The following is a 26088-nucleotide window of genomic DNA, read 5'->3' as shown; positions in this document are numbered from 1 at the left end:
TTTTATAATGAGGGAACGTAGCTTACTCGGCTCTTTTAGAAACTATATAGTTGAAAAAAAAAGGATAGATCCCGAAGGTCGATTCCTGGCTATTTGTCTGAAGTCACTAATAGATGAAAACAAGGACATTTTGAACCTTTTTAAATGTTACACGTCGCATAGCAAAAAAGAGATTAAAACCATTCTAGAGGTTCCCTTTCCGGTTCTCTGGAATGATAATAAAGAAAGAAGAAGATCTGATGTTACTGTTTTCGACGAAAGTCAACACCCACTTTTGATATTTGAGGTGAAAATGGAAGACGAGCTATCAGAGGATCAGCTCGATGATTATATTAAGTATGCTTTAGCAATGAATGCTGGCTTTATATTGATCACAAAATATCCAGCCGAAGATTGGATTTGTAAAACCCTGAAAACAAAAATGAGCAGGCAATACGATATAGTGACCATAAATGATTTATATAAAAATTTGCGTCGCCTCAAAAGCAAAGGACTGTTTCAGCAGGAGTTTATAAAATATCTGGAGGAGAGTTGCATGATATACAATCAAATTTTGCCGCAAGAGGTCGGTCTTTTTTTGCAGAGTCTTTTTCTCCGAACAAGTCAACAGAACAGGGCTACTACAGAGAAAATAACAAGAGGCATACCATATGCGCTTGAGATAATAAATAGCAATCTGGAGTTTCTAGGTAATAGTGTTAGAGAAAAGATAGAGGTGCGATACAAGAAAAGGATGGTCGTTTCAGTGTTGAATGTGTTTGAGCCGTTTGTAACCAAAGAAACACTGGAAAAATTACTTAAAGTGGCTACAAAAGACGAAGATCATGAAGTTAGAGTCAAAAAATATAGTAATGAAATATACGGCTATTATTGGTTTTTTTGTTCATTGCAGCTTAATGACAATATTAAGTATGTCGGTTTGGAGTTCGGCTATGTGGCCACGGTGGAAAAAGGAATAAGCCGTAGAGATGTTGTATTTAAAAATTATGTGCAGCTGAATCCAGATCCAGATGGAGCTTCATATTTGGAAAGCCCGCATCCCTTAAAATATAAACAAAACAAGGGATGGGACGCTGGAGATGAGATCAAGGCTTTTGATTGGTTCTATAAAAGCATAAAGGTTGCGGCAGAAAGATATCTCAAACATTACAAAATGAACAAAAACCAGAAATTTAAAATTGCTTGTAAAAAAGTTGAAATGCTTTTGGATGATTAATGTTGCTAAATTTTTCCCGGGCCCCCAGGCCAGACCAGGTCTTAGCTGGTGCTGCGGCCGCCGCCGGGATTTTTTGAAGAATGCCCATATTGACCAGTTGGGCCAGGTCGCGCAAGGAGACGCAACCGTTCCAGGCGCATCTGCCCGGTTTTGGGTCATATTTTGACCCGATTATGGCGCGTAAGTGGATCATTGAAATACGATTTTCCAAATAGTCCGGTTTGCATTCTGGCTGCATGGGCCAAGGAAAACCGGCAAGCCGGAAGATTACACCAGCCCGTACATTACCTCCAGCAGCTTTACCTCGGCAAGGGTGTCCTGCCCGCAGTAGACGCGCAAGTTATCAAAAACTTTCTGCTGTTCTTCGGCGGGAAGAGCGTCTTTGAGGCAGCTTAAGTAGAGCTGGGCTGCGGCGCCGCCGTCGCTGATCTCAAGGGTGTCGTAGCGCATGTGGGGCACAAAGGCGGGGAGCACGCTTTTTAATGAGGCTGAGCCGTTCATGTCCGGGTGGTAGAGGTGGCGGGAGCGGAAGGGCACCAGCAGGTCGACCATGCGGGTGGAGATGCGGTTTAAGGCCGGTTTGAACTGGGGAAAGTCCCGGCCCAGTTCGTCGTTGATCCGCTTTTCAAAAGCCTTGTTGTAAACGATGACCGAGCCTTTGGTGCCGCAGTGGGCGATCAGTTTTTCAATAAAGGCCGGCCGGGGGTCTGTTTTTTCGGTGGAAAGAAACTCCACGTGGTTGACCGGGCCGTTTTTTTCGTTTTGAACATGAAGGGAAAACTGAAACGGCACCTGCTGATAGGGCCGGGTGCGGTCAAACAGGGGCACGGCATTGTTTATGGTTTCATAATCAAGAAAATAGAGCGGGTATTTTAAAGACAAAAGAAACTTCTGGATTTTGGCCGGGTCGAGCTGCACCTGGCCGGTTTTGCAGGCTTGGACCAGCACCTGCTGGCGGTTTGTCATGCGAAAATCGTCGGGGATTTCGCTGATCAGGGTGATGTCCCGGGCCAGAAGGGCGTTAAGCTTCGGGCCAGTGGGGAAAAGGTCGTAAACCGACCGGGGTGGATGGGTGGGCCAGCAGTGGCCGGTATAGTCGCATTCAAAGGGGGAAAAGCAGTGGTCGCCCGGGGCCACGTCCGGCTCTTTTTGTTGCCGGATGACGTCCAGGAGCCGGGCCACATGGCCGTCAACGTCGGCCAGCCGGGAGGTGACTTGCTCTGTACAGTCGGCCAGGGTAAACAGGGCCAAAAGGTCCAGGTCTCCGGACCGGACATATTGGTTGTTGATGTGCATGAGGATCGATTTTCGAATGTTGTAGCCCGCGCCGGTAAAGGCATGGCGCTGAAGGGCCATGTCGTCTACGTGGTAATCCTTGACGCCGGTGGACATCTTGACCTCGACCAGGTCCCAGGCGTCGGATTTGCCGACCTTTTTCAGGATATCGATTTTGGAGAACGCGCCATCCGGGGCTGCGGCCGTGGCTTCAAAGATATGAATGTGGCCATCGGCAACCGCTTTTTGCGTGGAGCAGATGGCCTTGTCGGTTGCCAGGTAGTCTTCGGTGATCTCGATACCGGTTTTAAAATACTGTTGGGCCAGCACGCCCACCTCGTGGCCGGCGTCAAACAGGGCCTGGCGGCCGGGTGGGGTTTCCGGGGCCAGGTCCGGGCGGTGGCGGTAATACCAAAGGGACTTGGGGCACTGCAGGCCACGAAGGTACTGGGATTTGGAGATGCGGGGGGTGTGATTGTGCATGTTTTTTTCCTTTTAAAGAACAAGATTGCTTCGTCGCGTTGCTCCTCGCATTGACGGGGAATGCGGTGGAGATTGCTTCGTCGCTATCGCTCCTCGTATTGACGTTCACTGCGGGAAGATTGCCACGTGGAGTTGTTTCTGGCAATGACGTTTTTTTTGTTGTTATTAAAAGCCAATCGGCTTTTCTCCTGTTTGCTGCTGTTTGACGGTGGCTTCCTGCCCCAGGGCGTCAACCAGCATGGTATGGGTGATCTCTTCTTTCGGATAAAAGGCAAAGCGGTCCCGGACGATCTTAAAATCACCGGGGGTCAGGCGGCGCAGGTTTTTGACGGTCTTGATGTTCCGGTCATCCGGCGCGAGTTTTGCCAGGGGTGTCAGCATTTTGTTGTAAAAGATCCAGCTGCCGTCCGGCGTGAGAAAGTCGAATCTGATTTTATGGTTAAATCGCCGGATGGCGGCAGAATCTATTCCGTTCAGCCGGTTGGTGGTGCAGATAAGCAGGCCGCGAAACCGCTCCATGGCGGTGAGCAGTTCGGCCGTGTGGCTGATTTCCCAGGAGCGGCTGGCATTTGCCCGGGGAAACAGCAGGGCGTCGGCTTCGTCAATTAAAAGGATAGCGCCCTGGTGAGCGGCCTGGTCAAATGACTGGCGGATATTTTTTTCGGCCACACCTACATATGGGCTCAAGATGTCGCTGGAGCGGCGAACATGAAGTTCCCGGTCCAGGTGTTGCGCAAGGTAGCGGGCAAATTCGCTTTTGCCCGAGCCCGGTGGTCCATGAAGGAGCAGGTTGAAATTATAGTGGGTCATATTGGTGGTATTTTTAAGGTGCCGGCTGAATTGTTCCGCCTGGAACATTACCTGCCGAATGTCGGCGGATATGTTTAACCCATCCAGAGAATACCGGTGATCGATTGCTTCTTTGGGGGGTTTTTTATGGCCGCCATTGACCAGGGCCTGGTGGGCTTCAATCCCCTGCCGGACCGCCTGAAGCATTGGAGCCCGGCCGGCATGGCCGGCTTCTTTTGCTTTTTTTACGGCCATGTCAATGACACCGGCGCTGGCATCAAACTCCCGGGCCAGTTGCCGCAGGTCTTCGGTGGTAAAAAAACGCTTGCAGCGATTTTTCCGGATCACATTATCCCAGAGCTGTTCCCGCTGTTTGCAGGTAAACGGCTCAAAATGGCGGCTGTAGGCAAAGCGGCGCGCTACAGACGGTTCTATGGAATGGATGGCGTTGACAATCCAGATGATCCGCAGCCCCGGCTTGTCCATCAGCTTATTGAGCCAGCCCTTGTCCTGCACTTCACCGCTTATCATCCAGTGGCGTTCCGTGTTCAGCAGATTATCTGCCTCATCAACGATAAAAATCGCGCCCTGGCCCCGGTTCATGCTGTTGATTGAGACCGTCAGGGAGAGGCGTCGGCTTTTGCTGTCATTCTCCTGGGAGTTGTCATGCGTGATTTCATATACCGGATCATTCAGCTTGCGGGAAAGGCCATACGCAAAGCTTGTTTTGCCGGTACCTGGCGGGCCATACAGGAGGATGTGAGTGGCGGTATCGGTTTTTCCGCAGAGCAGAGAAAGAATATGGCTGATATCGGCTTCCGGCACAAAATGGTAAGACAGGGGAAGCGCCGGTTGTTTTTTAGCGTCTTTTAAATTGGTTTTCTGAAGTATGTCGCAGGCAGGATCAAAAAGGATGTTTTGTACTTCATCTGTCAAGCGGATGGTGCTTTTAAAGCCTCCGGAAATTTCCACCAGCCCGGCAGCCGTCAGCGTCTTGCCAATCGCCTGGTTAATTTCATGTTTGGATGCGTTCAGCGCGGTGCAGAGAAAACCACGCCCCTGAAACCTGTCTGTGTGCAGATGGTCGTCGAAAAATTTCTCCGGCGTATCGTAAGCGCTGATTATAAAGAGAAAAAGGCACAGCTCCGTCTCCAGGTCTGTGAGGCGGAAGATGGACTGGAGTTGATCAAAGCTTTTTTGCAGGCCGGAATTACCGTTGCCGGCCAGTGCTTTTCGCCGGCGCTGCAAAATCTGGCTGAAAAATTGAAAGCAGTCGGCGGCGATGCTTCGGTCTTTTGAGATTTGCAGCGTTTGCACAATGGTTATACCAAACATCCCGTCATCATGAGTATCCGGGGAGAGGAATTCATCAAAATATTCCTGCTCATCCTCCGGAAGCCGGGTCAGGATGAATTTCCTGATTTCCCTTCGCTGTTCACCGACCAGCCAGCAAATGAACTCCACGGTCTCTGCATCTAAAGAGAATCGTTTTCCCATCAGCCGCAGCATATAGTCACAGCATTTTCTGACAACAAAACGTCCGTTTTTGTCCTCTACCTGGGGGCGAGAGAAAAAAAAGGCTTGGTTCATCCCCATATTCATACTCCGCTTGCGTCGAAACTGTTTTGGTATTGCCATGGTCTTTCCTCCTGAGTGTGTTCTTCAAAAAATCTACTTTCAAAGTGGGGTCGTTTCGCTTGACAGGCCCACCGTAACAGGCTATCGTTCCATAAAACGGAATGATAATGGTTTTTCATAAGGAGGGGACATGCCCAGAAAAAAATCGGACAAAACCTATGGAGAAAACCTGATCTGGCTGTTTGCCGAGCTCTATTTTACGGGAAGGCGCCGGTCCCTGGTGGACCTGGCCAAAGAGATGGATTGCTCCAAGCAGACCGTGATTCGAATGGTGGACCATATCAGCCGGGCTTATGTGCCGATAGAGGAGACCAAGGATGGCCGGAAAAGCTATTACCATATTCAGCGGCCGGAGAAGCTGCCCGGCGCGTTGAGCATGTCGCCGTCGGAAATGGTCATGCTTCAGATGTGCCTGGCCTTTACGCGGCACCTGCTGGGAAAAGACCTGCTGATGGAATCGGAAAGGGCCATTCAGAAAAGCAGCACCCTGGCCGCCGGCGCCACGGGCGCGGACCTGTTTGACGCCTTTCTGCCCGGCACCATCGACTACACGCCCCGGCAGCAGGACATTCGCGTGCTGATGAAGGCCATGGAAGAAAAGACGGTGTGCAAAATCACCTATAAGAACCCCATGGAAAGCAGAGGCAAGACCTTTTACATCAAGCCTTACAAGCTGTTTGCCCACAACAACGCCCTTTACCTGCACGCGGGCATGGCCCGGTATCCCGGCTCAAAGAAAACCGAGTTTGAGTTCGACCCGCTGCTGGCCGTGCACCGGCTGAAGGCGGTGGAACCCACGGACCGGAAGTTTGTTTTTCCGAAAACCTACAATTTCGAAAAGCATTTCAACCAGGCCTTTGGCGTGATCAAGCAGGAGACCTTCCAGGTGGAGGTGTCGCTGACCGGGTATGCGGCGGCCTTTGCAGAAGAGCGGCGCCTGAGCCCGGACCAGAAGATAGAGCAGAAAAGGGATGGGATTGTGCTGACCTTTACCGCCTCGTCCGAACCGGAGGTGGTGTCGTGGGTGATGTCCTTCGGAGCCGAGGTAAAGGTGCTTTCACCGGACTGGTTGGTGGAGGAGGTAAAGGTCGCAGCAGAGAATATTCGAAAGCGTTATCAATAATGTGGGATCTACCGACTCCGGAATTGTTGGTGCTTGCAAGGAATAACATTGGATTGCAGGGCATAAAAATACTGGCCGGGGGGCGCTTTACCATCTGCCGGAAGTGTCCGGGCAGATATTAACTTTTACATTTAAAACCTAACGCTCCGCATAACCGGCTGGGAAAAGCAGCATAGCGAAGCGGGGCTGCTTTTCCCAGTCCGAGTTGATGCGGTTGTTAAGCGCTGCTGCTCATATCTTTTATTATTTGCTTTTCTTCATCTGTCAGCCTGATAAGATCAGGATTTGCATCATCTAGTGCAAACACAATTTTTTCTTTTGCAATATTAGTGGCTTTTGTAAGCTCGATAGATTCTTCTATACTTTCAAATAGGTCGATAACATCAGACTTTTGTTCAATAGAATACGGAAGATCATGTGCTTCATATCCAGTAAAAAATCGTTCAAGACGACGATAGTTATTGCGCAATTCTTGAATTCGAAGGATCCAATTATCCAAATGTTCTGGTTTCACAGGCTTAATCAACTTTTTATGAATCAGATCATTTTGTATTTCAAGCGCTTCTTTTTTTATTTTTGAAAGAATAGACTTTTTAGTGGCTTCTTTGAATTGTGCAACAAATTGTTTTGCTCCTTCAAATGTTGCGCTGAGAGTATTCCAAGCATCAGATGGGCACCATCTCCCCCAGTAAGTTTCAATGGTGAATCGTGTTATAAATGATCGTGGCACTTCCTTTTGTGGTAGGTCGCCAAGCTGCAAAACTTGCCTCGTAAAGGTATCACCCGTTTCAAATCCAACTGCGGCCAATTCAGGAGCTATTGTTCCTTTTTCTTTTGCGAGTTCTGTCAGTTTGTATTTTATACCAACGTCCTGACTCAAGCTTCCAGACCATTTATGAAGAAATAAACCAGAAGATAACAATGCAAACTGCAGTAGATATTTTTCTTGTCTGAAAATCGCTGCTCCTATATCTACACCCAAATTTTCCCAGAGATAATCGTATGTTTTTTCAAAATTTTGAACATCCGTTTTTCTATTTGAAGCATATCCTATCTCAATATTATCGCCTTTGAATCCTGGCTTCGTAAAGTTCGCAGAGGTTATGAGAACGACCCCTCCGGATACTTTATCACCTGATCTTTGAATTAGGGAATATCCTTTGCTGTGAACTAATTTGGAAGAGGCCAATACCCTCCATTCAAAATTGATATTTATATCGTTTAGATTTTTTTTAATGGAATTAAGTTTGTCTTCTGTTTCAATGGGGGCTGCTTTATAGATTTCTGCGAAATTGAATGCTAAAAAGACTTCTGTCAGCCGGATACTCTTCAGAAGATAATCAACGTATTTTTCTATTAAATCCAAATCGATATAACATGAGAGTATCCAAAGCTCATGTCTTCTTTGTTTTTTTCTATCAAGGGTCTGCGCAAATTCCTTGATGAGCTTTCCAGCCGACTGCCCATGATCTTTATTCAGTATTTGTATGCTCATGATCGTCCTTTATGGCGCTTAACATTGATTATACGGCTGCTGTATTTTCCCCAACCTCGGCCCATTATCATGACCGGGCATGCTTCTGTCAATACAAAATTGTTTATTCATCATAGTCGGTTATTGTAGTCCGGCAGGCCTTCTATTTTTTCCACCGTGAGTGTCACAGCCCCCCAATTGGTCTCCACCGTGCCCCAGAGGAGGAAGGGGCTTCCCCTGTCGATCATGTGGCAGAACCGGGTATACGTCTTTGGGAAAAAGGTGGCTTCAAAGATGTCGGTTTCATCTTCAAAGGTCAAAAACTCCATGGGATCGCCGTTTTTCGTGCGCACGACCTTGCCGGTGATCAACCAGCCGGCCACGCAGACGCGTTTGCCCGCGTATCGGCCCAGGTGTTTGGCCTTGATGGTCTGCCGGCCCTCCAGTTCCGTCTTATACAGCGTCATGGGGTGGGTGTCACACAAAAAGCCCAAAACAGAAAACTCCTGCCGGTATCTTTCCAGCGGGTCTTCGGTTATCTGCGGGGGCGGGACCACCGGCCCGGGAGCCGTGTCAAACAAAAGGGGCGAGGACGATGCTGGCGGGCGGTTGTTTTTCCAGCAGGCCCATTGCCACCGGATCATGCTTCTGGACCGGCCCGGGCACAACGCGTCAAAGGCGCCGCTCTGAATAAGGGCCTGAGCTTCAGGCTCATCCGGCCGGACCCGGTCCATGTAGTCTTCCAGGCCGGTAAAACGTGCGGCCTTGCGGTGGGCAAGCGTTTTTTCCATGGTTTTAAGGGACAGATGACCGACAGCAGAAAGCCCCACCCGGATGGTGTTGCCGTTGCCCTGCCATCGGATGTCGCTTGCATTGACGTCCGGGGCCAGGATGGTAATGCCGGAGCGACGGGCCTCGGAGACATAGGCAAAGGTGCTGTAAAACCCGCCCTGGTTGCTGATTACGGCGGCCATGAACGCGGCAGGATAGTGGGTCTTGAGCCAGGCCGCCTGAAACGACACCCGTGCATAGGAGGCGCTGTGGGGCTTGCAGAAGGAATACCCGGAAAAGCTCATCATCATCCGCCATATCTCGCGAATCTTCTCCGGGGTCACCCCGTTTTTGGCGGCCCCGTCCGCAAAGCGCCGGTAAAAATCGGCCAGAACATGGTCCTTGTCTTTTTTGGACATGACCTTGCGCAGGCCGTCGGCATCGGCGTGAGAAAACCCGGCCACGGACACAGCGGCCCGGGACACGTCTTCCTGGTACACCATGATGCCAAAGGTCTCGTCCAGCACATCCGCCAGAAGCGGGTGAATGGGGTCCCAGGACGCGCCGTGCAGGCGGCGGAGGTATTCCTGGATATAATCATTGGCTGCCGGCCGGATAATGCTGCTGTGGATCACCAGGTGTTCAAAGTCCCCCACCCGGGACTTTTTCTGCAACAGCCGGGTGGCCGGGCTCTCTATGTAAAAACAGCCCATGGTTTTGCCCTGGGACACCGCCTCCTGGGTGGCAAAGTCGTCCTCCGGCGCCCACGTGGATTCGTCGAGCAAGTGGTTGTTTGACCGCAGGTTGTAAATGGCGTCCCGGATCACGGCCAGGCTCCGGTTGCCCAGCAGGTCGATTTTCACCAGCCCGGCATCCTCGGCCTGGTCTTTTTCCCACTGGATAATCCGGACACCCTTGGCGGCCCTTTCCACCGGAACATATTCGCAGACAGGCCGGGGGGTGATGATCACGCCGCCGGGATGGACGGAAAGATACCGGGGCGCGCCGCAGATTTTCCGGGCAACGGCCATGATCCCGGGCCAGGGCGCGGGCAGGTCCAGATCCCGGGATTCCGGGCGCTCTGACAGTTCCCGCAGGATGTCCAGGCCGGCGGTGTCCTGCCGCCAGAACCACGGCATTTTTTTGGTCACCCGGCTGATTTCCGCTTCGGTCAGGCCATATACCCGGGCCACCTCCCGGACCGCCATTCTCGGCTGCATTCGCACGTGGTTGCAGACCATGGCACAATGATCGCCAAACCGCTCGAACACCGCTGCCAGGACGGTGTCGCGTTCATCCCAGGCAAAATCCACGTCAATATCCGGGGCGTCCTTTCGGCCCGGGTTTAAAAAGCGCTCGAAATACAGGTTGTGCTTTATCGGGCAGACATTGGTGATACGCAGGCAATAGGCCACCAGGGAGGCCGCGCCCGATCCCCGGCCGCAAATCCTGGGGCTCAGCCGCACAATGTCTTGCACCACCAGAAAGTAAGCGGCAAAGCGCATTTGAATAATGATACTCAGTTCGTGCTCCAAGCGCCGTGCGACAGGCTCCGGAAGGTCCCGGCCATACCGCGCCTGAGCGCCCCGGTAGGCGGCCTGCCGAAGGGCGGAGCCAGGGTCCGTGCCCGTTTTGCTTTCCCAGGGGGGCATGACCAGGCCGAATTCGGGGCCGGTAAACGTCAGGGTTTCCGAAAGGCGACGGGTGTTGGCCAGAGCTTCCGGGCAGGCTTCAAAACGTTTCTCATACTCCCGGGGGGATGCCAGCCAGGCTTCCCCGGGCGCCGCTTCTAACGGGCCAAGCCTGTCAACCGTGGTGTTCAGGTCAATGGCGCGCAGCATCCGGTGGGCATCCATGTCTTGCGGAGAAAGAAAAAAGCTGCCGGGCGTGGCCACCAGGGGAACATTTAAGTACCTGGCGGTCTGACACAGCGGGCTGGACAGCGACATCGGCCGCCGGGGCATGGCGCCATACACCGCCACACCGGATTCATGCCACTGCTTCAAATGGCAGGGATTGCGGGTCAGCACGGCCAGGCCATCAGCATGCCGGGCAATGGCTGTTTCCAGTTTAAAGTCCGGTTCAAGGTGCCGGGCGGTTATGAGCCGGCACAGGTTTTTGTAGCCTTCCGGGTTTTTTACCAGAAGAACGGCCCGGTCTGTTGTGGCGGGGTCGGTAAGTTCCGCCCCGACAACCGGCGTGATATCGTTCCGGCGGCAGGCGTCCAGAAAATGCCACAGCCCGTAAAGGTTGTCCGTGTCGGTCAGGGCCAGGCGATCATATCCCTGCTGCCGGGCCACGCGGCACACCTCCTTGATGGGGGCTGTGCCCCACATCAGCGAATAACCGGATCTGACTGTCAGGGGGATCATTTGTTTCACGCGTAAAACAGTTGTTGCAGGCCAGGCGCCTCCATGCGGCCGGGGTAGATGGCGCTGTCCCCAAACTTTGACCGGATGTTATCCATGGCGGTCAGAAGGCGTGTCTGGCGTTCCTGCCGGTCATGGTCAAAAAGGTCCAGCTGGACCGGGGGAAAGAGCAGCCTGCGCAGCACCAGCCGGATATACCTCACCCGGACCCGGCGGACCACCGCCAGGGACAACGCCCTGCGGGCCGCCTCAAACAGCGCCGGGTCATTGGCCGTAGGCGGCGCTATGGACACCTGCCGCGCGCACCGCCTGCCGTCCGAATAGTCCACCACCACACCGGCGATCCGGGCAAAGCGCTGCCGGGCACGAAGGGCGCGGCCTCCCTTTTCCACAAGCCCGTAGAGCACCTGTTCCATCTGGTCCCGCTGGTTGGTGTCTTCGGAAAACTCATGTTCCATGGCAACGGTTGGTTCCTTTTCGCGGCCGGACGTGACCGCAGAAAGATCAATGCCCCGAATGGTGTCAAACAGGAACTGCGCCCGCGTATCAAAGGCCACCTGCAACTGCGCAAGGCTCCACGGCCGCAGCTGGTTCACCCGGCCAATGTGATACATGGCAAACGCGTCCAGGTCGGACCGCTCCACCCCGGGCAGAATACCCAGGGGCAGGGGCTCCAGAAAGGGCGCCTCGTCACCGGGGCAGACAATATATTCGCCCACCGGTTTTACCAGGCGGGTGGCCACCTTGGCCACCAGCTTATTGGCGGCCACGGACCAGGCCGGCGCCAGGCCGAAGTCTTTTTTGATCTGCCGTTCCAGGCGCCAGGCGATGTCCGGCGGCGGCCCGAACAGCCGGCTGGTCCCGGTCACATCCAGAAACAGGTGGCCATCCCCGCTGCCCTGTTCAACCACCGGGGTATACGCCCCGGCGTATTTTGCGATGGTCTGCATGGCCCGTTCATAGCGGGCCGGGTAAAGCGGCACCACCTTGCAGTCCCGGCAGGCCTTCAGGGCGCCGGCCACCGGCATGCCCTTGCGGATGCCGGACGCAAAGGCCTCCTGGCTCATGTCGTACACGGGTGTTCGCGCGGCCCCGGCCGGCGCGATTAACACCGGCCGATCCCGAAGGCGGGCGTCCAGTGTCTGCTCCACGGTCACGGCAAAATGGGCCACATTGATATGGATGATGGATCGTTCCAAAAAACGGTGGATCATTGAAACAGGCCCTGCCGTATCAGCATCTGAATAAGCTGGAGCGCGTTGTTCGGCGCCTGGGCCCGGACATGGTTATTGAAAAACACCAGGCCGGCCCCTGCCTGCGCGGCCATCCGCGGAATGCGCTGGTCGGCCCAGGGGGACAGTTCTGCGGCGGTATAATCATAGTCAAACTGCTGCTGCATGCTGCCGGCGTTCCACCCTTTGGCGTTTCTGCCGTGAAACCGGACATAAAACAGGTCCGGGTTGGTCACCACATCCACCGAGGGATAGAGCCAGGCCAGGTCCGGCACATCCACCGCCACCAGGGTGACTTTTTTTTCGGTAAACGCGGCATATACCTTGTCTGTTGCCCAGGAGACATGCCGGAACTCCACGGCCAGGGGAAGGTCGCCCATTTCATCCAGCAGGGCGGCCAGGTATGATCTGTTGGCCGGCGTGCGCTGAAACGAGGGGGGAAACTGGACCAGCACGGCGGCCAACTGGTTGGACTGCACCAGGGGCGATATGCCCGCCCGGTATTGTGCGGCTTCCTGCCGCCACTGGTTGGGCTCCACTTCATGGGTCAGCTTGCGGTTCAGCTTGGCGGCAAACCGGAAGGTCTCCGGTACATTCCGGCACATGCGCTCCACCGCCGGGGCCTTGGGCATCTGATACCAGGTATAATTCAGCTCAGTTACGGAAAACCGCCGGGCATAGGCTTCCAGCATTTTCCCGGAGGGTGTGTCTTCGGCATAAAAGCCGGCGTCTTTCCACTCCGGATAGGAATACCCGCAGGTGCCGACCAGAATCTGTGCGCCAGATGCAACCATATGGAGTGTTACCGTTTAAAAATAAGGATGTCAGACAAGCCCTTGCTGATCCCTGTGCAGGCCAATGACCTTTCCCTGAATCAGCACATCACCAAACATCAGCTTAAGGGGGGCATAGGCAGGGTTTTCGGGCTTCAGCTCAATATGGTCCTGGCGTTTGAAAAACCGTTTTACCGTGGCTTCCTCGCCGTTCACCAGGGCCACCACGATCTCACCGTTTTCCGCAAATTGGCGGGGTTCGCAGATAACCAGGTCCCCGTCTAAAATAGCAGCGTCCTTCATGGAATCCCCTTTTACCCTCAGGGCAAAAAGGTTGTCCCCGGGAAAGCAGCTCCGGTCCAGAACCAGGGTGCCCTCCCATTCCTGCTGGGCATACATGGGCAACCCGGCAGTAATGGCGCCGATAACGGGAATTTCCCGCCAGCGGTGCATGCCGGCTGACTGGTTCATGGGGTTAAGCACATGGATATCGCGACTGTATCTCCCATGACGGGTAATGTAGCCTTTTTTCTCCAGCAATTTCAGTGCCTGGGATATGGCGGTGTGGCTGACGGACAGCGCATCCGCCGCCTGCCGCAGGCTTGGCGATGCACCGGTCTCAGCGATCTCATGCTGAAAATATTCCAGTACCTGCTGCTGCCGGGCTGTAAGGGAGTCTCTCATGCTGCCTCCATGCGATCATTGATGGCTTCGTAAAAAGCCCAATATCTGCGTTGCGCTGCACCCCTCGTCACTGCGGCGTACGACAAGTACGCCTCATTCCTCGGGATTTGCGACGCCTTGATCTTGAACTTTTTACTTTGCCATTCCAAATAGACTTTTTACGAGTTCATCATCATTGGTAAACCTGTCAATCTGGAGACAACAGTACCCCCGCCATAATGTAAATGTCAATGTAAATAGTTTTATTTACATTAATGGGCCAGATAAATACTACCGATTGTTTTTCTTGACACCTTATGTTGGGAAAATTTCTAAAGACATACAGGAGATTATCCGCAAGCGGCCGCAACTGTTCGCGCAGTTGATCCGGGAATTAAAAGACGACCGATTGATTTTTTCTTTTCCGGAAGTACATCCCGAGGCAAGGCTGACCCTTCGTTTTCAAAGAACCCTTCGGATACCGGACTGAACCTGAAGGGCGCGAAATTTTCAATCAGGAAGAGACAGACCGCCGCTGTCTGGAACTCCGGATTATAACCGGGGCCCCGCGAATCGCTTTTACCAGGGCGTCACAGATCGTTTGTTTATCTTTTGCCGGCATGGGTTCGCCTTTCCTTAAATTCCATATACAATTCTGATCGTCTGGATAACATCGACAACATTCACGTCCCTCACCCCAAGACTCTTTAATATTTCCTGGCTCAATGCCGGTTGGGTTTGCCGCAGAAAAGTATCCAGATCCCGGCGCATGGCTTCCGGCGCATCTATTTTGATCTCCGGCGACAGAATCTGGTATAGACGCAAGACATCGTTTCTATGTTTTTTAATATCGCGGCTGTCGATGTTTTCACCGGCCGCTTTTCTTTGCGTCAAGTCCAGCCAGGCCCGGGCCTTGAGAGGTATAAGGCCGTATTCGCTGACAAAGGAAATCCCCCCAATCGCCCGCTTGTGTCGATGAAGAAAGTCATAATAATTATCATCCAGCAGAATAGCCGAAAGGCTGGAAGCCTCTTCACTTGTGGGGATGGGTGTCAAATGACTGTCATCATGCAGTGTCAAGGCATCCGGCCGGCGGGCAAACAGCTCCAGCATCACCGGATAATCCGGTTGCGAAGGTTTCACAAACCGGTAGAAGTTTTTCTTTCCCGTGCTTTTTTCCTGAATTTTGTATCCCCCGGCTTTTATAAAATCCCAGAAAACCGCCCCGAAATCCGGGTCCAGGGCTTCCAGGCAAAGGACAATATCCAGATCCCTGGTGGCCCGCGGCTCAATACCCGCCTCCTCCAGAATCAGCCACACGGCCGCGCCACCAATGAGCAGATACCGGTCCCGATATCCGGAAAAGTGCGCGGCAAATTTATCAAGGCCGATGATCATAAGACCTGTTCCACCATTTTTTCTGCGGCGGATTCAACCCGCTCGTCCTGTTCTTCCCGCAGGCTGAGATAGAGGGAAAACGGGTCCACCCTCCCGCCTTCGGCAAACAGGGCTGGGTCATAGCGCCAGATTTCAACGCGGCAGGTGCCTTCGTCTTCCACGGGAATGCGTTCAATGCTTTTGGCCTGTTTTTTCCAGGCCTGCCGACCGATGGCATAGACCGGCTCTGCAGGGGCGACCAGCATACTCAATTCCGCCAGCGCTGTCTGTCCGGCTTTAATGCGGCTTTTCACAGGCCATGCTTTTTCTCTTATCCGCGTTGTTTTGCGCACTGGAGATCGCAGATACGGCAAGGCGGCCTGCCACAGATCACGGCGTTCACCCGGGAAATCAAGCAGCCGTTCCCGGCCTTGGCGGGCCACCCGGCCCACGTTATTGGCCTCGATCTCATCCAGCGCCCGGGACATGGTCATGCCGGCATATCCCAAAACCCCGGCCAGCACCTTGGGCGTGACCGGCCCGGTTATTTTCCCGTTTAACGCGTAAATAACAACCGCTTGCGCGGCCGGAGACAGGGCCTCCACCGGAACTGGCATTTTCCCGGTTTTTCTGGCCTGGGCGGCCAGGCCCAGGGCCGGCCAATACATCTGCTGGCCGGGCGTGACAAAGGGAATTTGTCGTTCCACCAGGCGTCGCCGGATATACCCCGGCAAATCCCGGGCAAACAGGCAATACCCTTCCTGACCGCCGGAATCCGCCAGAAGCTGCCGCAGGTGCTTTACAAACGCGGCCGGCTTAAATTCGCTGTTGTCCTTGAGCAGGATACCCAGAAAAATTCGTTTACCAACGATAACCTCATGCAGGGCATATTGCCGGGCCAGATATTGGGGCAAAGCTCTGGGCACAGGGGCGCCCCAGGTGACGGAAAGCCCGGCCACTTTTTTGACATAATCCTCAAAATCATGGGGCAGATTTTTCATGGCGCAATAACCTTTTTTTGTACGATAACATTATAATTGTTACCGTGCAATAAAAAGTTTTCATCCTGTTATTGCTTAAATTTTATTTGCTTTTTTGTAGCTTTTTTTCTGCCAACGTCAAATGATGATCATTAATGCGGTCACCTTTAAACAGGTGATACCAAGGGGCGGATTCAACGTCCTTGCCAATGAATTTTGTTTAGTTGCCAGATCAGCTCCCACGGGCCGGAAAAGACTTTAGTTGTTCTGGTACCGTGATAGTCGGGATCATTGTGTTGCTTTAACCGTCTGTCTAGATCGTCTGTGTAGCCGCAGTAATAGCGTTGAGTTGTAGTGCTTTGCAGAATATAGACCCAATACATATGGTATCAAATAAAAAAGGCAGCAGAGATTCCTGCTGCCTCGGATGATTTGGCTCCCCAGCGCGGACTCGAACCACGGACACGGTGGTTAACAGCCACCTGCTCTGCCGACTGAGCTACTGGGGATCAGTCTATTTATCCCAGTTTCGGTGCCGGACCTCCCGGCCACCGGCTCGGTGGTTAATCCCGCCGTGGCGGGACTCTGCCGACTGAGCTACTGGGGATCAGTGGGGTATGTGTATGAAAGTTTGCGGTAAATGTCAATCAAAAAGAGCATGCTTTTTTTCCGGATTTTACCTTTGCCCGGTTGCCGGAACGCAAAAAAAGGATATACTGTTTTCATGTGTCTTATCCTGATCGCCAACCGGTATCGTGCCGACTATCCGTTTATCCTTGCTGCCAACCGGGACGAGTTTTATGACCGGCCCACGGCGGTGCTGGACTTCTGGGAGGACGCGCCCCGGGTGCTGGCCGGAAGGGACAAAAAGGCCGGCGGCACCTGGCTGGGTGTTACCACCACCGGCCGGTTTGCCGCAGTGACCAACTTCCGGGATCCCCGGCTGGCAAATCCGGCCGCCCCTTCACGGGGTGCGCTGGTAAGCGACTTTCTTTCGGGGACTACGGCTCCGGATCAATACCTTCTTGATCTTCAGCAGGAAAACCGGCCGTACAGCGGCTTCAACCTGGTCGCAGGAACACTGGACGATGGCCTGTTTTATTACTCCAACAGGGAACAGCAGGTGCGCCGCATCTCCCCCGGCCTGCACGGCCTTTCCAACCACCTGCTGGACACGCCCTGGCCCAAAGTGGAAACCGGCAGGAACAGGCTCAAGGGCCTGCTGAGTAAGGGAAAAGCGTTTTCTCCGGACGACCTGCTGGAGATTCTGCACGACACAACGATGCCGCCGGACAACCGGCTGCCGGACACGGGCGTGGGCATCGCCTGGGAGCGGGTGCTTTCGCCCATGTTCATTCGCTCTCCGGATTACGGCACCCGCAGCTCGTCGGTGATCCTGATAGATGGCGAAGGCCGGGGCCTGTTTGTGGAGCGGACGTTTGAACCCGGGGCCGGGGACCGCCTGAAAACCCAGGATAAACGCATATCTTTCCAGGTGGGCCATGCATGATAACCGCCTGCAAACGGCCCTTGCCCGGCTGTGCAACGCGTGGGAGGCCCGGGGCCTTTTTTCCCGGCACCGGCTGATCACCGTGGGTAAACAGATGGCCCAATGGCGGCAGGACAAAAACATTCCCGGCCTGTGGCCCCGGCCCCCGGTTCTTGCCACCGCCACCCTGGACGATGGCATCGGCATGGGCCTTGACCTGATCGAGCTTTACGCCGGTGTGGCCGGCATGCGAATAGAGCGGTGGGGCCTGCTGATGGAGCCGGATGCTCTGGTTGAAAAGTGCAAAACCGGTTGTCCCGACCTGCTCGGGCTGACCGTGCTGCGGGAAGATGCCATGGACCTGCTGGATAAAGGGATTGCGCCGCGCATGCCGGGGGCTACCACCATTCTGGCCGGGGGCCCGGTTTTCAGGATGCTGCCCTTGAGCGAACAAAAGGAAAAACCCTACGTGATCCTGCCGGACCTCTCCGCCTTTGTGCGGTATGTGTTGGGTCTGAACCGGATATGTTGAAAGTGGGTCCGGTCCAAGATGCAATGATCTGGAAACGGTATGTCCGACTCGATTTCGATACCGATAGCGATACCGATACCGATTTGGATAGTGGTGTGGAACCATCATGATTCTTCATGTTGACATGGACGCGTTTTTCGCGTCGGTAGAGCAGCTGGACCACCCCGAGTGGCGAGGCCGTGCCGTGGTGGTTGGCAGAAGCTCGGGCCGGGGGGTGGTGGCAGCGGCCAGCTACGAGGCCCGGGTCTTTGGCGTGCACTCGGCCATGCCCATGTCCCGGGCCTTAAAGCTCTGTCCTGACGCGATTGTGGCGCCCCCGCGCATGGAACGCTACAAGGAGGTGTCTGCCCGGGTCATGGAGATCCTGGACGCGGTCTCTCCCCTGGTGGAGCAGGTCTCCATTGACGAGGCCTACCTCGACATCTCGGGATGCGAACGGCTGCACGGCACCCCGGAAACCATTGGAAAAAATATCAAGAAGCAGGTCTTTGACACGCTCGGCATCACCTGCTCGGTGGGCGTGGCGCCGATCAAGTTCCTGGCCAAGATCGCCTCGGACATGAACAAGCCCGACGGCCTGATGGTGATTTTGCCCGAAGCGGCGGACCGGTTTATCGAAACCCTGCCCGTTCACAAGGTGCCGGGGGTGGGGTCGGTCACAAAAAAACAGCTGGCCCTGATGGGCATTGAAACCCTGGGCGACGTGGTCCGGCTGCCAGACGGAGTGCTTTCCAAAAAGCTGGGAAAATTCGGCCGGCGATTAAAAGAACTCTCCCGGGGAATCGACGATTCCCGGGTGGTGCCGTGGCATCCGGCAAAATCGGTGAGCGAGGAGACCACCCTTTCCCGGGACACGGCGGAAAAACAGGAACTGCGGCACCATCTGCTGCGCCAGGCCGGAGACGTATGCCGCCATCTTCAGAAGCTGAACGCCCGGGCCCGGGTGGTGTTTATCAAGATAAAATATGCCGACTTTTCCCAAACCACCCGGCAAACCACCCTGGACGCTCCGGTCCAGTCCTCGGACACCATTTACCGGCAGGCGTCCGCCCTCCTGGAAAAACAGACCCTTGCCCAGAAGGTCCGGTTGATCGGCGTGGGCGTTACCGAACTGGTGGTGACCTCCGGGGGCGTGCAGATGGAGTTATTTGACGGGGAGGCGCGCCGCGACTCCCGGTGGGAGCAGGTGGACCGGTCGGTGTCGGCCATATCGGAAAAGTTCGGCAAGACCATGGTCAAGCGGGGCTCGCTGGATGAGTGAGGCAGTGGGGGTGTGCGCAACAAAAGATGTTATGCTGTCAAACAACCGGCCTCACAGTTTCAGGGATTCAGGAAGAAAGATGCCGGGCGCCAGCAGGTTGACGATTTCGTCGGTCATGGTGTCGATGTCGGCCCGGTCACCGGTTTTGGCCTTTTTCTGCATATAATAGGCCGACCGGAACGCGGCCCCGGCAATCATCTCGGCGGCATGATCGATGTTGATGTTTTTTCGAACATGATTGTTGTGAATGCCCAGCATGAAGTCGTTTACCGCAATATCCCGTATTTTGCTTTCAAGCTTGCGGGTTGCTTTTTCCAGGTCTTCGGGAAGACCGAATCCCATGGAGAGGACAATGCTGCAAATATCCGGATCAGCTAATAAAAACTCCAGTGTTGTTTGTATGCGCAGCCGAAAGTAATCCACCGGTTTGATGGTTTTCAGGTCAATGGCGGCCACGGCCTGGGAAACGGCCTGCTCCCACTGGGCATAGGCGCCTTCCAGCAGGGAAACAAAAATATCTTCTTTGTTTTTAAAATACTGGTATATCGTCCCCCTGGCAATCCTGGCTTCATCTATGATGTCTGAAATTTGTGTCCTGTAAAACCCCTGTTTTGCAAACAGTTTTTTCGAACATGCCAGGATCAGGTCTTTTCGTTTTTCCGCTTTCATGGTTGTCCTCTCAAATGCGGTCAACAGCGCCGCCGCTGACCGGCTTTCTATGCTACGCCCTTCTTATAAAAAAGCAACACACGCTTTTTGTTCTTGACATGCATGGTGGTTAATAATAAAACTGACATGTCAGTTTCTTTACTCCAAACTGAAAACATTGTCAACCGGCCTTTTTTGACCGGCTGCCGGTAACCCGAAACGAAAGGAGGTCCTATCGAAAAAACCACATTCTGAAAAAGCCCACCTTCACTTCTGGTGTGGCGGGTTTGAACCAGATTTTTGTTGACAGAAAACACATGGGATGAATATTAATGGTTGTTTAGCCGTCAGGACAGAGTGCCTGGCAGCAAGGAGATAATATTATGGATATACCTGCAGGAATCAGCGTAAAAGAACTTCTTCTGGACTTTTCCCCCAACCTGGCAAAAAAAACGATCGCTGAAAGCGGCGCCGCCACTGAACTGGCCGGCACTGAGTTCACCATGGTGGTCGAGGTTTCCGGGGACAAATTTGCCTACGTGGTGAAAGACGGCACCGAGTTTGACGTCAAGGAAGGCGACCTGGACAACCCCCTGGTCCGAATCAGCATTACCGCTGAAGACCTTCAGAAAATGATCGAAACCAACAGCCTGGACATGCTGCTGGGCATTCAGAGCGACCTGAACAAGCGTAAGTACAACACGCTTCAGACCCTTAAAGGCAGCTTCATGGCCCAGCTGGCCAATGACGACGGCAGCGCCGTATCGATCAAAACCGTTTTCAACGGTGCTGACACCCCGGCCGCAACCTTCAAGATGAAAACAGCGGACTCCATCGCCCTGGTAAAAAAGGAGACCAACCCGGTAAACCTGTTCATGTCCGGCGGCATGCAGATCGAAGGGGACATGGCCTTTGCCATGCAGACACAGCCCCTGTTTACCTAAGCAAAAAAGAGTAGACGGTACAATTTATATCCCATATAGTGGTACGACAAAAATTCTGGTATCAGCGGCCGAAAGGCACGAAAAGATGTTTCAAACCCACAAACGCCAGAGGGAGGTATATCGTTGAGCGCACAGATGCCGTGGTTTAAAGAGTACAAGGTTTTTGGTATTCCGCAATCCCTGGAGCCGTATCCGAACAAGTCCGTGGGTGACATTCTGGACGACACCGCCGCCCGGTTCAAGAAAACGGGGCTCATCCAGAACAACTTCAAGATGACCTATCCTGAAGCAAAGGACCACGCGGACCGGCTGGCCACGGCCCTGGCGGCCATGGGGCTGAAAAAGGGAGAACGGGTGGCGACCATCCTTCCCACAAGCATTCAGTTTGTGATCGCGGATTACGCCATTGCCAAGGCAGGACTCGTCCAGATTCCCAGCAGCTCGCTTGAGCCGCCCAGTACGCTCGAACACAAATTCTCCAAGGGCTCGCCCAGGGCGCTCATCTGCCTGGACGAGTATCTGGACATTGCCGTGGAGGTGATGAAAAGTACCGGAATAGAACACCTGATTGTGTCGAGCCTGGATGACTACTCTTTAAACCCGCCGGCCACCCATAAGGCCCTGGATATTCCCAACGCCGTATGGATGGCCGACCTGATCGCCAACACACCGCCCAATCCGCCCCGGGTAGACTTTGATGTTGAAAAGGACCTGGAGCTGCTGCTGTTTACCGGCGGCACCACCGGGCTGCCCAAGGGATGCATGCTGACCCATCGCAACATCTACGCCAACAGCATGCAGTCCTGCTGGGCCCAGGGAGCGGCGCACAAAATATTAAAAGGGGCAATTTCCGTTCTACTCGGCTTGCCCCTTTTTCATTCTTACGGCCACATGATCATGCATGTCATGACCATGCTGGGCGTCAACCAGATACTGATCACCGACGCCCGTGACTCCAAGGTCATGGTGGAAATGATCAAGGAATACCGGCCCCTCATGCAGATGGGGGTTCCGACCCAGTTCCTCAAGATCGCCCAGGAAGAGCTCCAGGGGATGGGCATGCTCGGGGTTTCCGGATCCGCGCCGCTTCCGCCGAGTACCCAGGAAAAGTTTGAAAAGCAGTCAAGCGGCGCCATCATGGAGGGATACGGATTGTCCGAGATGTCGCCGTGCACGCACCTGAACACCTCTTTTCTGTTGCGGCTGGCCGGCGGACGTATTCCCCAGCGCCTCAACAGCACGGCCCTCGGCCTGCCGGGGTCCGCGTTTCTGTTGAACCGGGGCATGCGGCTGATCGGCCCCAAGGCCGTAGGCAAGGCCTTTGGTGGGTTTGTCTCCTTTACCGTCAACCGCACCGGAAAAACAAAAGAAAAGAAAAAACCATCCATTGAAAAACGTGGTACGTCCGGTATTCCGTTTCCGGACACGGAAATCCTGCTGGTTGACGTGGATACCGGCGCAATCCTTACCCCCGAGGACATTATTGCCGGCAAGCGCGGTGAGATGTGCCTGAAAGGCCCCCAGCGCATGCTGGGCTACTGGCCGGATCCGGGCAGCGGAATGGATGCAGACGGTTATATTCACACCGGCGACGTTGTAACAGTGGACAAGGACGGTTACTTTTATATTGTCGACCGCACCAAGGACATGGTCAACGTCTCCGGCTACAAGGTGTATACACGGGAAATCGACGACATTCTCGCCGGTCACCCCGGCGTGGAGATGGGCGCCACCGTGGGTATTCCGGACCCTGAACGGGAGGGCAGCGAACGGGTGGTGGCCTATGTGCAGCCCACCGATGCGTATAAGGAAAAGCTGACCCCCGAGGAGATCATCTCCTTTCTTCGGGAACGGGTGCCCAAGTATGCGGTTCCCAAGGCCGTAAAAATAGTGGATGCCATGCCCCTCACCGAGGTGCAGAAGCTGAATAAAAAAGAGATCCGCAAGTTGGCGGAACAGGAGTTTTCAGGCAGTTTAAACAATTAATTCAAACATGAAGGAGAGTTTTGTTATGGAAGAATGTGTATTTATCGACGGCGTAAGAACCCCCAACGGCAGGGCCCATGCGGAAAAAGGCTGGTTTCGGAAGCTGCGTCCCGATGAGCTGCTCACCGCCACTTACGACGCCCTGTTTGAAAGAAACAAGGCCGTCAAACCCGAAGATATCGACGCCATCATGGTGGGCTGCGCCAATATTACCGGCATGCAGAACGATATCGGCCGGCTGGGCTGGCTGGCCGGCGGTTATCCGGAGAGTGTTCCCAGCAACACCATCACCAACCAGTGCCCGTCCGGCATGGCCGCCACCATGCACGCGGCCCGGGCCATCATTACCGGCGAGGCCGACATCATGATCGCCGCCGGTGCAGAAGACATGGAAAAGGTTCCCATGGCCGCCAACATGGACTTTCCGCCCCGGCTCTTCAGCCGTTACAATCTGGCCGACTTCCCCATGGGCTCCACCGCTGAAAAGGTGGCCGAGATGTACAAGATCTCCAGGGAAGACATGGACAACATGGCCATCTGGTCCAACAAGAAAGCCGCTGCTGCCCGGGATGCCGGCAAGTTCAAAAACGAAATCGTTCCGATCAAGGGCCTGGACGACGCGGGTAACGAGTTCCTGGTAGAGCACGACCAGTGGATCCGCGACAAGGTGGACCCGGCAAAAATGGCAAGCATGAAGTCCCCGTTCAAGCCGGACGGCAACGTGACCGCCGCCACCTCCTCCCCCCTGACCCAGGGCGCCTGCTGCATGCTGATGATGAGCCGCAAAAAGGCCGACGCGCTGGGCCTTTCCTACACATACAAGTACAGCTACGGCGTGCTGGGCGGCTGCGACCCCACCATCATGGGCATGGCCCCGGTACCGGCGGTACAGAAGCTGTTCGCCCGCACCGGCCTTGGCCCCCAGGACATCGGCGCCGTCGAGCTTAACGAGGCCTTTGCCAGCCAGGCACTGGCCTGCATTCGGGAACTCAAGCTGGACAAAGACAATGCGCCCTTTGACAAGGTCAACATGTGGGGCGGCGCCATCGCCCTTGGCCATCCCCTGGGAGAGTCGGGCGCCCGCATCATTGTCACCCTCCTCAATGTCTTAAAGACAGATGCGCCGGATGCAAAATACGGCCTTGCCTCCCTGTGCGGCGCCTTCGGCAACGGCGGGGCACTGCTGGTGGAAAAGGTCTAACAGATAAAAAAAACGGTTCTTTTGAACCGGCTTAAAAACACGAAAAGCCGGATGCGGGCGCTAGCGCTCGCATCCGGCTTTTTAACTACACCCCCCTGCTATTCCTGCTCCTCCCGTGCCCGGCGAAAAATCTTTTCAAACGCCCCCTCAATCGCCTGGTGCAGCACCCTGGCGTTGGCCGGCTTGCTCAAATAGCCGTCAAACCCGCAGGCATCCAGTTTTGCCTCGTCAAAGGAGGCGATATAACCAGACAGAGCATAAATGATGATGCCGGCATCCAGCTGCTTGATGCGGCGGCACAGCTCCAGGCCGTCCATGCCGGGCATGTTCAGGTCGGTAATCACCAGGGGGAAGGCTTCTTCCTTCAGCACTGCAAGGGCGGTCTCGGCCGAGTCGGCCACGCGAACCGCGTAGCCGAGCTTGGGAATAAACCGCTCCATCACGTCCCGCTGCGCGCCCTCGTCATCAATCACCAGAATCTTCTTGTCAATCATACAACACTGCTTCGCTGCACAAAACTGTGCTTCTGTCAAAATATGCCTTGAATTTCCGGGCACTCTCACCCATTCGATAACCGGACTGCTTGTCAATTAAGTATTTCAGCCACCGACACGCACCGGTCTCCCAGAATATTCACATAGCTGGCCATCTCATTGTCGTACCACCCGAAAATCACGGTCTGGGTCACCGGCACCCGAATGGTGGCGTTTTCCACGGCGGACAGAATGCGGTCGTCCAGGCCGGGCACATTGTGCAGGTCTATGGCCACCTCGGCGGTGCGCGTATGGGTTTCACTACCCTCGATCACGGCCGCGGCCCTGGGCGCGCCGATGATGTCGGCGGACACGTTCTGCTTGTCCGTATAAAGCAGGTATCCATTCGGGCTGCCCGCCGCGGCCTGACGGTAGATGTTGTTGATGCGCTCCCGCCGGATGGGATCGCCGGAAAGCTCCTCCTGAAGATTGACCACCAGGATAATCAGGGATCCGGAGGTCACGGGCACCCGCACCGACTCGGCAATAAAGCCGATCTGCCGCATCTCCGGAATCACCAGGCGCAACGCGTTGGCCGCGCCCGTGGTGGTCAGAATAATATTGTTGAGCACGCTCCGGTTCTTTCGCAGGTCGGTCTTTCCCGCCTTGGGCAGCCGGTCCAGCACCTCCTGGCTGGCCGTGGCCGCGTGAATCGTTGCCATGGAGGCGGACAGGATCTTTCGCGGCCCGAAGTGGTTGAGCAACGGTTTGATCATGTGGGCCAGGCAGGTGGTGGTGCAGGAGGCGTTGGAAACCAGAACGTGCCGCCGGGGATCATAATCGTTTTCATTGATGCCCATCACCGTGGTCACCGCATCGTCGGGCATGGCGGCCTGCTTGTCCTTGATCTTGAAGGGGGCCGACAGCACCACCTTCTCCGCGCCGGAGACGAGATGACCGCGCAGCGCGCCTTTGGGGGCGTCGGCGGGCACGGTGGGATCCAGGAATGACCCCGTGGTGTCCACCACCAGCTTGACGCCGAAGTTTCGCCACCCGATGTCGGCGGGGTTCCGCTCCTTGCGGAGAAAACGCACGTTGACACCGTCGATGACCATGGTGCCGGCCACTTCGTCCACCTCTTCAATGACCGGTGTCGAGCTGCAGCCGTGAAGGTAACTGTGCAGGTGACCGTAAGTGGAATCCCGTTCGATATAATGGGCGATGTCATTCATGGAAGATCCCGCCGATCGACCGATATTGACGACAATCTCCTGAAAATACTTGCGGCCCACATGATGCCACAGCGTCAGTTTGCCGATTCTGCCCAGACCGTTAATGCCGATCTTCACGGCGTCTTGCTTTTTCATGGTTCGTACTCCTTTGTTCAATGG

General features: G+C 54.6%; 21 protein-coding genes and 1 tRNA gene. 8 read left to right on the top strand and 14 right to left on the bottom strand.

Annotation, left to right across the window (positions count from 1 at the left end):
- Window positions 1-7: 7 nt before the first annotated feature.
- A complete protein-coding gene (locus DOLE_RS01205) occupies window positions 8-1216 on the top strand; it encodes a hypothetical protein (protein ID WP_041280278.1) in 1209 nt (402 codons plus the stop codon).
- Between the two features lie 267 nt (window positions 1217-1483).
- Here the strand turns inward: DOLE_RS01205 and DOLE_RS01200 are convergent, their stop codons facing one another.
- Window positions 1484-2974 (bottom strand): DUF2779 domain-containing protein, encoded by a 1491-nt coding sequence (locus tag DOLE_RS01200; protein WP_012173670.1) that lies wholly within the window; start codon window positions 2972-2974, stop codon window positions 1484-1486.
- 165 nt (window positions 2975-3139) lie between these two features.
- A complete protein-coding gene (locus tag DOLE_RS01195) occupies window positions 3140-5359 on the bottom strand; it encodes an AAA family ATPase (RefSeq protein ID WP_041280277.1) in 2220 nt (739 codons plus the stop codon).
- A 172-nt stretch (window positions 5360-5531) separates the two neighbouring features.
- Here DOLE_RS01195 and DOLE_RS01190 point away from each other — a divergent pair, with 172 nt between their 5' ends.
- Window positions 5532-6524 carry a helix-turn-helix transcriptional regulator gene (locus tag DOLE_RS01190; protein WP_012173668.1) on the top strand — a complete coding sequence of 331 codons (993 nt, stop codon included), beginning with the start codon at window positions 5532-5534 and terminating at the stop codon, window positions 6522-6524.
- 217 nt (window positions 6525-6741) lie between these two features.
- On the opposite strand, the gene DOLE_RS01185 is transcribed toward DOLE_RS01190, so the two are convergent.
- The 9 genes from DOLE_RS01185 to DOLE_RS01150 form a co-directional block, all read right to left on the bottom strand.
- Window positions 6742-8019 (bottom strand): phospholipase D-like domain-containing protein, encoded by a 1278-nt coding sequence (locus DOLE_RS01185; RefSeq protein ID WP_012173667.1) that lies wholly within the window; start codon window positions 8017-8019, stop codon window positions 6742-6744.
- Between the two features lie 110 nt (window positions 8020-8129).
- Window positions 8130-11141 carry a DNA polymerase III subunit alpha gene (locus tag DOLE_RS01180; RefSeq protein ID WP_012173666.1) on the bottom strand — a complete coding sequence of 1004 codons (3012 nt, stop codon included), beginning with the start codon at window positions 11139-11141 and terminating at the stop codon, window positions 8130-8132.
- Window positions 11142-11146: 5 nt separating this feature from the next.
- A complete protein-coding gene (locus DOLE_RS01175; RefSeq protein WP_012173665.1) occupies window positions 11147-12352 on the bottom strand; it encodes a DNA polymerase Y family protein in 1206 nt (401 codons plus the stop codon).
- Entirely contained in the window at window positions 12349-13164 is an 816-nt protein-coding gene (locus tag DOLE_RS01170; RefSeq protein ID WP_012173664.1) for a DUF72 domain-containing protein, read from the bottom strand. Before DOLE_RS01170 ends, DOLE_RS01175 begins: the two co-directional genes overlap by 4 nt.
- Window positions 13165-13194: 30 nt before the next feature.
- Window positions 13195-13827: a transcriptional repressor LexA gene (gene lexA, locus DOLE_RS01165; protein WP_012173663.1), complete on the bottom strand. Its 633-nt coding sequence runs from the start codon at window positions 13825-13827 to the stop codon at window positions 13195-13197.
- Between the two features lie 615 nt (window positions 13828-14442).
- Window positions 14443-15204 carry a hypothetical protein gene (locus tag DOLE_RS01160; protein WP_012173662.1) on the bottom strand — a complete coding sequence of 254 codons (762 nt, stop codon included), beginning with the start codon at window positions 15202-15204 and terminating at the stop codon, window positions 14443-14445.
- Window positions 15201-16184, bottom strand: a complete 984-nt coding sequence (locus DOLE_RS01155; protein ID WP_012173661.1) for a hypothetical protein — start codon at window positions 16182-16184, stop codon at window positions 15201-15203. Before DOLE_RS01155 ends, DOLE_RS01160 begins: the two co-directional genes overlap by 4 nt.
- A gap of 173 nt (window positions 16185-16357) precedes the next feature.
- Window positions 16358-16546: a GIY-YIG nuclease family protein gene (locus tag DOLE_RS18730; RefSeq protein ID WP_083766492.1), complete on the bottom strand. Its 189-nt coding sequence runs from the start codon at window positions 16544-16546 to the stop codon at window positions 16358-16360.
- 50 nt (window positions 16547-16596) lie between these two features.
- Window positions 16597-16672, bottom strand: a tRNA-Asn gene (locus DOLE_RS01150).
- Between the two features lie 215 nt (window positions 16673-16887).
- On the opposite strand from DOLE_RS01150, the gene DOLE_RS01145 reads away from it, so the two are divergent.
- The 3 genes from DOLE_RS01145 to dinB all read left to right on the top strand — a co-directional run bounded on the left by DOLE_RS01145 (window position 16888) and on the right by dinB (window position 19445).
- Window positions 16888-17673 carry an NRDE family protein gene (locus DOLE_RS01145; protein ID WP_012173660.1) on the top strand — a complete coding sequence of 262 codons (786 nt, stop codon included), beginning with the start codon at window positions 16888-16890 and terminating at the stop codon, window positions 17671-17673.
- The gene (locus DOLE_RS01140; RefSeq protein ID WP_012173659.1) at window positions 17666-18184 is read left to right on the top strand and encodes a hypothetical protein; all 519 of its coding nucleotides are present in this window, start codon (window positions 17666-17668) and stop codon (window positions 18182-18184) included. Before DOLE_RS01145 ends, DOLE_RS01140 begins: the two co-directional genes overlap by 8 nt.
- Before the next feature lie 106 nt (window positions 18185-18290).
- A complete protein-coding gene (dinB, locus tag DOLE_RS01135; RefSeq protein ID WP_012173658.1) occupies window positions 18291-19445 on the top strand; it encodes a DNA polymerase IV in 1155 nt (384 codons plus the stop codon).
- 51 nt (window positions 19446-19496) lie between these two features.
- Here dinB and DOLE_RS16920 read toward each other — a convergent pair whose 3' ends face one another.
- Window positions 19497-20114 (bottom strand): TetR/AcrR family transcriptional regulator, encoded by a 618-nt coding sequence (locus DOLE_RS16920; RefSeq protein WP_012173657.1) that lies wholly within the window; start codon window positions 20112-20114, stop codon window positions 19497-19499.
- A gap of 362 nt (window positions 20115-20476) precedes the next feature.
- Between DOLE_RS16920 and DOLE_RS01125 the strand changes: the two genes are divergently transcribed.
- The 3 genes from DOLE_RS01125 to DOLE_RS01115 all read left to right on the top strand — a co-directional run bounded on the left by DOLE_RS01125 (window position 20477) and on the right by DOLE_RS01115 (window position 24224).
- Window positions 20477-21037, top strand: coding sequence for an SCP2 sterol-binding domain-containing protein (locus DOLE_RS01125; RefSeq protein WP_012173655.1), 561 nt, complete (start codon window positions 20477-20479; stop codon window positions 21035-21037).
- 123 nt (window positions 21038-21160) lie between these two features.
- A complete protein-coding gene (locus tag DOLE_RS01120) occupies window positions 21161-23023 on the top strand; it encodes an AMP-binding protein (protein ID WP_232362720.1) in 1863 nt (620 codons plus the stop codon).
- A 25-nt stretch (window positions 23024-23048) separates the two neighbouring features.
- Window positions 23049-24224, top strand: coding sequence for a thiolase family protein (locus DOLE_RS01115; protein WP_012173653.1), 1176 nt, complete (start codon window positions 23049-23051; stop codon window positions 24222-24224).
- Between the two features lie 98 nt (window positions 24225-24322).
- Here DOLE_RS01115 and DOLE_RS01110 read toward each other — a convergent pair whose 3' ends face one another.
- Together DOLE_RS01110 and DOLE_RS01105 are read right to left on the bottom strand one after the other, a co-directional pair.
- Entirely contained in the window at window positions 24323-24718 is a 396-nt protein-coding gene (locus DOLE_RS01110) for a response regulator (RefSeq protein ID WP_012173652.1), read from the bottom strand.
- Between the two features lie 92 nt (window positions 24719-24810).
- Entirely contained in the window at window positions 24811-26064 is a 1254-nt protein-coding gene (locus tag DOLE_RS01105) for a type I glyceraldehyde-3-phosphate dehydrogenase (protein WP_012173651.1), read from the bottom strand.
- Window positions 26065-26088 lie beyond the last annotated feature (24 nt).

Origin of the sequence: Desulfosudis oleivorans Hxd3 (genome assembly GCF_000018405.1) — a bacterium.
Lineage (GTDB): Bacteria > Desulfobacterota > Desulfobacteria > Desulfobacterales > Desulfosudaceae > Desulfosudis > Desulfosudis oleivorans.
Note: the sequence above shows the minus strand (reverse complement) of the source record. Positions and strands in the feature narration are given on the sequence as shown.

What these genes read in the sequence shown, in the direction of transcription:
- DOLE_RS01205 (WP_041280278.1), top strand. Translation starts at nt 8, where the DNA reads ATGAGGGAACGTAGCTTACTCGGCTCTTTTAGAAACTATATAGTTGAA.
- DOLE_RS01200 (WP_012173670.1), bottom strand. Translation starts at nt 2,974, where the DNA reads ATGCACAATCACACCCCCCGCATCTCCAAATCCCAGTACCTTCGTGGC.
- DOLE_RS01195 (WP_041280277.1), bottom strand. Translation starts at nt 5,359, where the DNA reads ATGGGGATGAACCAAGCCTTTTTTTTCTCTCGCCCCCAGGTAGAGGAC.
- DOLE_RS01190 (WP_012173668.1), top strand. Translation starts at nt 5,532, where the DNA reads ATGCCCAGAAAAAAATCGGACAAAACCTATGGAGAAAACCTGATCTGG.
- DOLE_RS01185 (WP_012173667.1), bottom strand. Translation starts at nt 8,019, where the DNA reads ATGAGCATACAAATACTGAATAAAGATCATGGGCAGTCGGCTGGAAAG.
- DOLE_RS01180 (WP_012173666.1), bottom strand. Translation starts at nt 11,141, where the DNA reads ATGATCCCCCTGACAGTCAGATCCGGTTATTCGCTGATGTGGGGCACA.
- DOLE_RS01175 (WP_012173665.1), bottom strand. Translation starts at nt 12,352, where the DNA reads ATGATCCACCGTTTTTTGGAACGATCCATCATCCATATCAATGTGGCC.
- DOLE_RS01170 (WP_012173664.1), bottom strand. Translation starts at nt 13,164, where the DNA reads ATGGTTGCATCTGGCGCACAGATTCTGGTCGGCACCTGCGGGTATTCC.
- lexA (WP_012173663.1), bottom strand. Translation starts at nt 13,827, where the DNA reads ATGAGAGACTCCCTTACAGCCCGGCAGCAGCAGGTACTGGAATATTTT.
- DOLE_RS01160 (WP_012173662.1), bottom strand. Translation starts at nt 15,204, where the DNA reads ATGATCATCGGCCTTGATAAATTTGCCGCGCACTTTTCCGGATATCGG.
- DOLE_RS01155 (WP_012173661.1), bottom strand. Translation starts at nt 16,184, where the DNA reads ATGAAAAATCTGCCCCATGATTTTGAGGATTATGTCAAAAAAGTGGCC.
- DOLE_RS18730 (WP_083766492.1), bottom strand. Translation starts at nt 16,546, where the DNA reads ATGTATTGGGTCTATATTCTGCAAAGCACTACAACTCAACGCTATTAC.
- DOLE_RS01145 (WP_012173660.1), top strand. Translation starts at nt 16,888, where the DNA reads ATGTGTCTTATCCTGATCGCCAACCGGTATCGTGCCGACTATCCGTTT.
- DOLE_RS01140 (WP_012173659.1), top strand. Translation starts at nt 17,666, where the DNA reads ATGCATGATAACCGCCTGCAAACGGCCCTTGCCCGGCTGTGCAACGCG.
- dinB (WP_012173658.1), top strand. Translation starts at nt 18,291, where the DNA reads ATGATTCTTCATGTTGACATGGACGCGTTTTTCGCGTCGGTAGAGCAG.
- DOLE_RS16920 (WP_012173657.1), bottom strand. Translation starts at nt 20,114, where the DNA reads ATGAAAGCGGAAAAACGAAAAGACCTGATCCTGGCATGTTCGAAAAAA.
- DOLE_RS01125 (WP_012173655.1), top strand. Translation starts at nt 20,477, where the DNA reads ATGGATATACCTGCAGGAATCAGCGTAAAAGAACTTCTTCTGGACTTT.
- DOLE_RS01115 (WP_012173653.1), top strand. Translation starts at nt 23,049, where the DNA reads ATGGAAGAATGTGTATTTATCGACGGCGTAAGAACCCCCAACGGCAGG.
- DOLE_RS01110 (WP_012173652.1), bottom strand. Translation starts at nt 24,718, where the DNA reads ATGATTGACAAGAAGATTCTGGTGATTGATGACGAGGGCGCGCAGCGG.
- DOLE_RS01105 (WP_012173651.1), bottom strand. Translation starts at nt 26,064, where the DNA reads ATGAAAAAGCAAGACGCCGTGAAGATCGGCATTAACGGTCTGGGCAGA.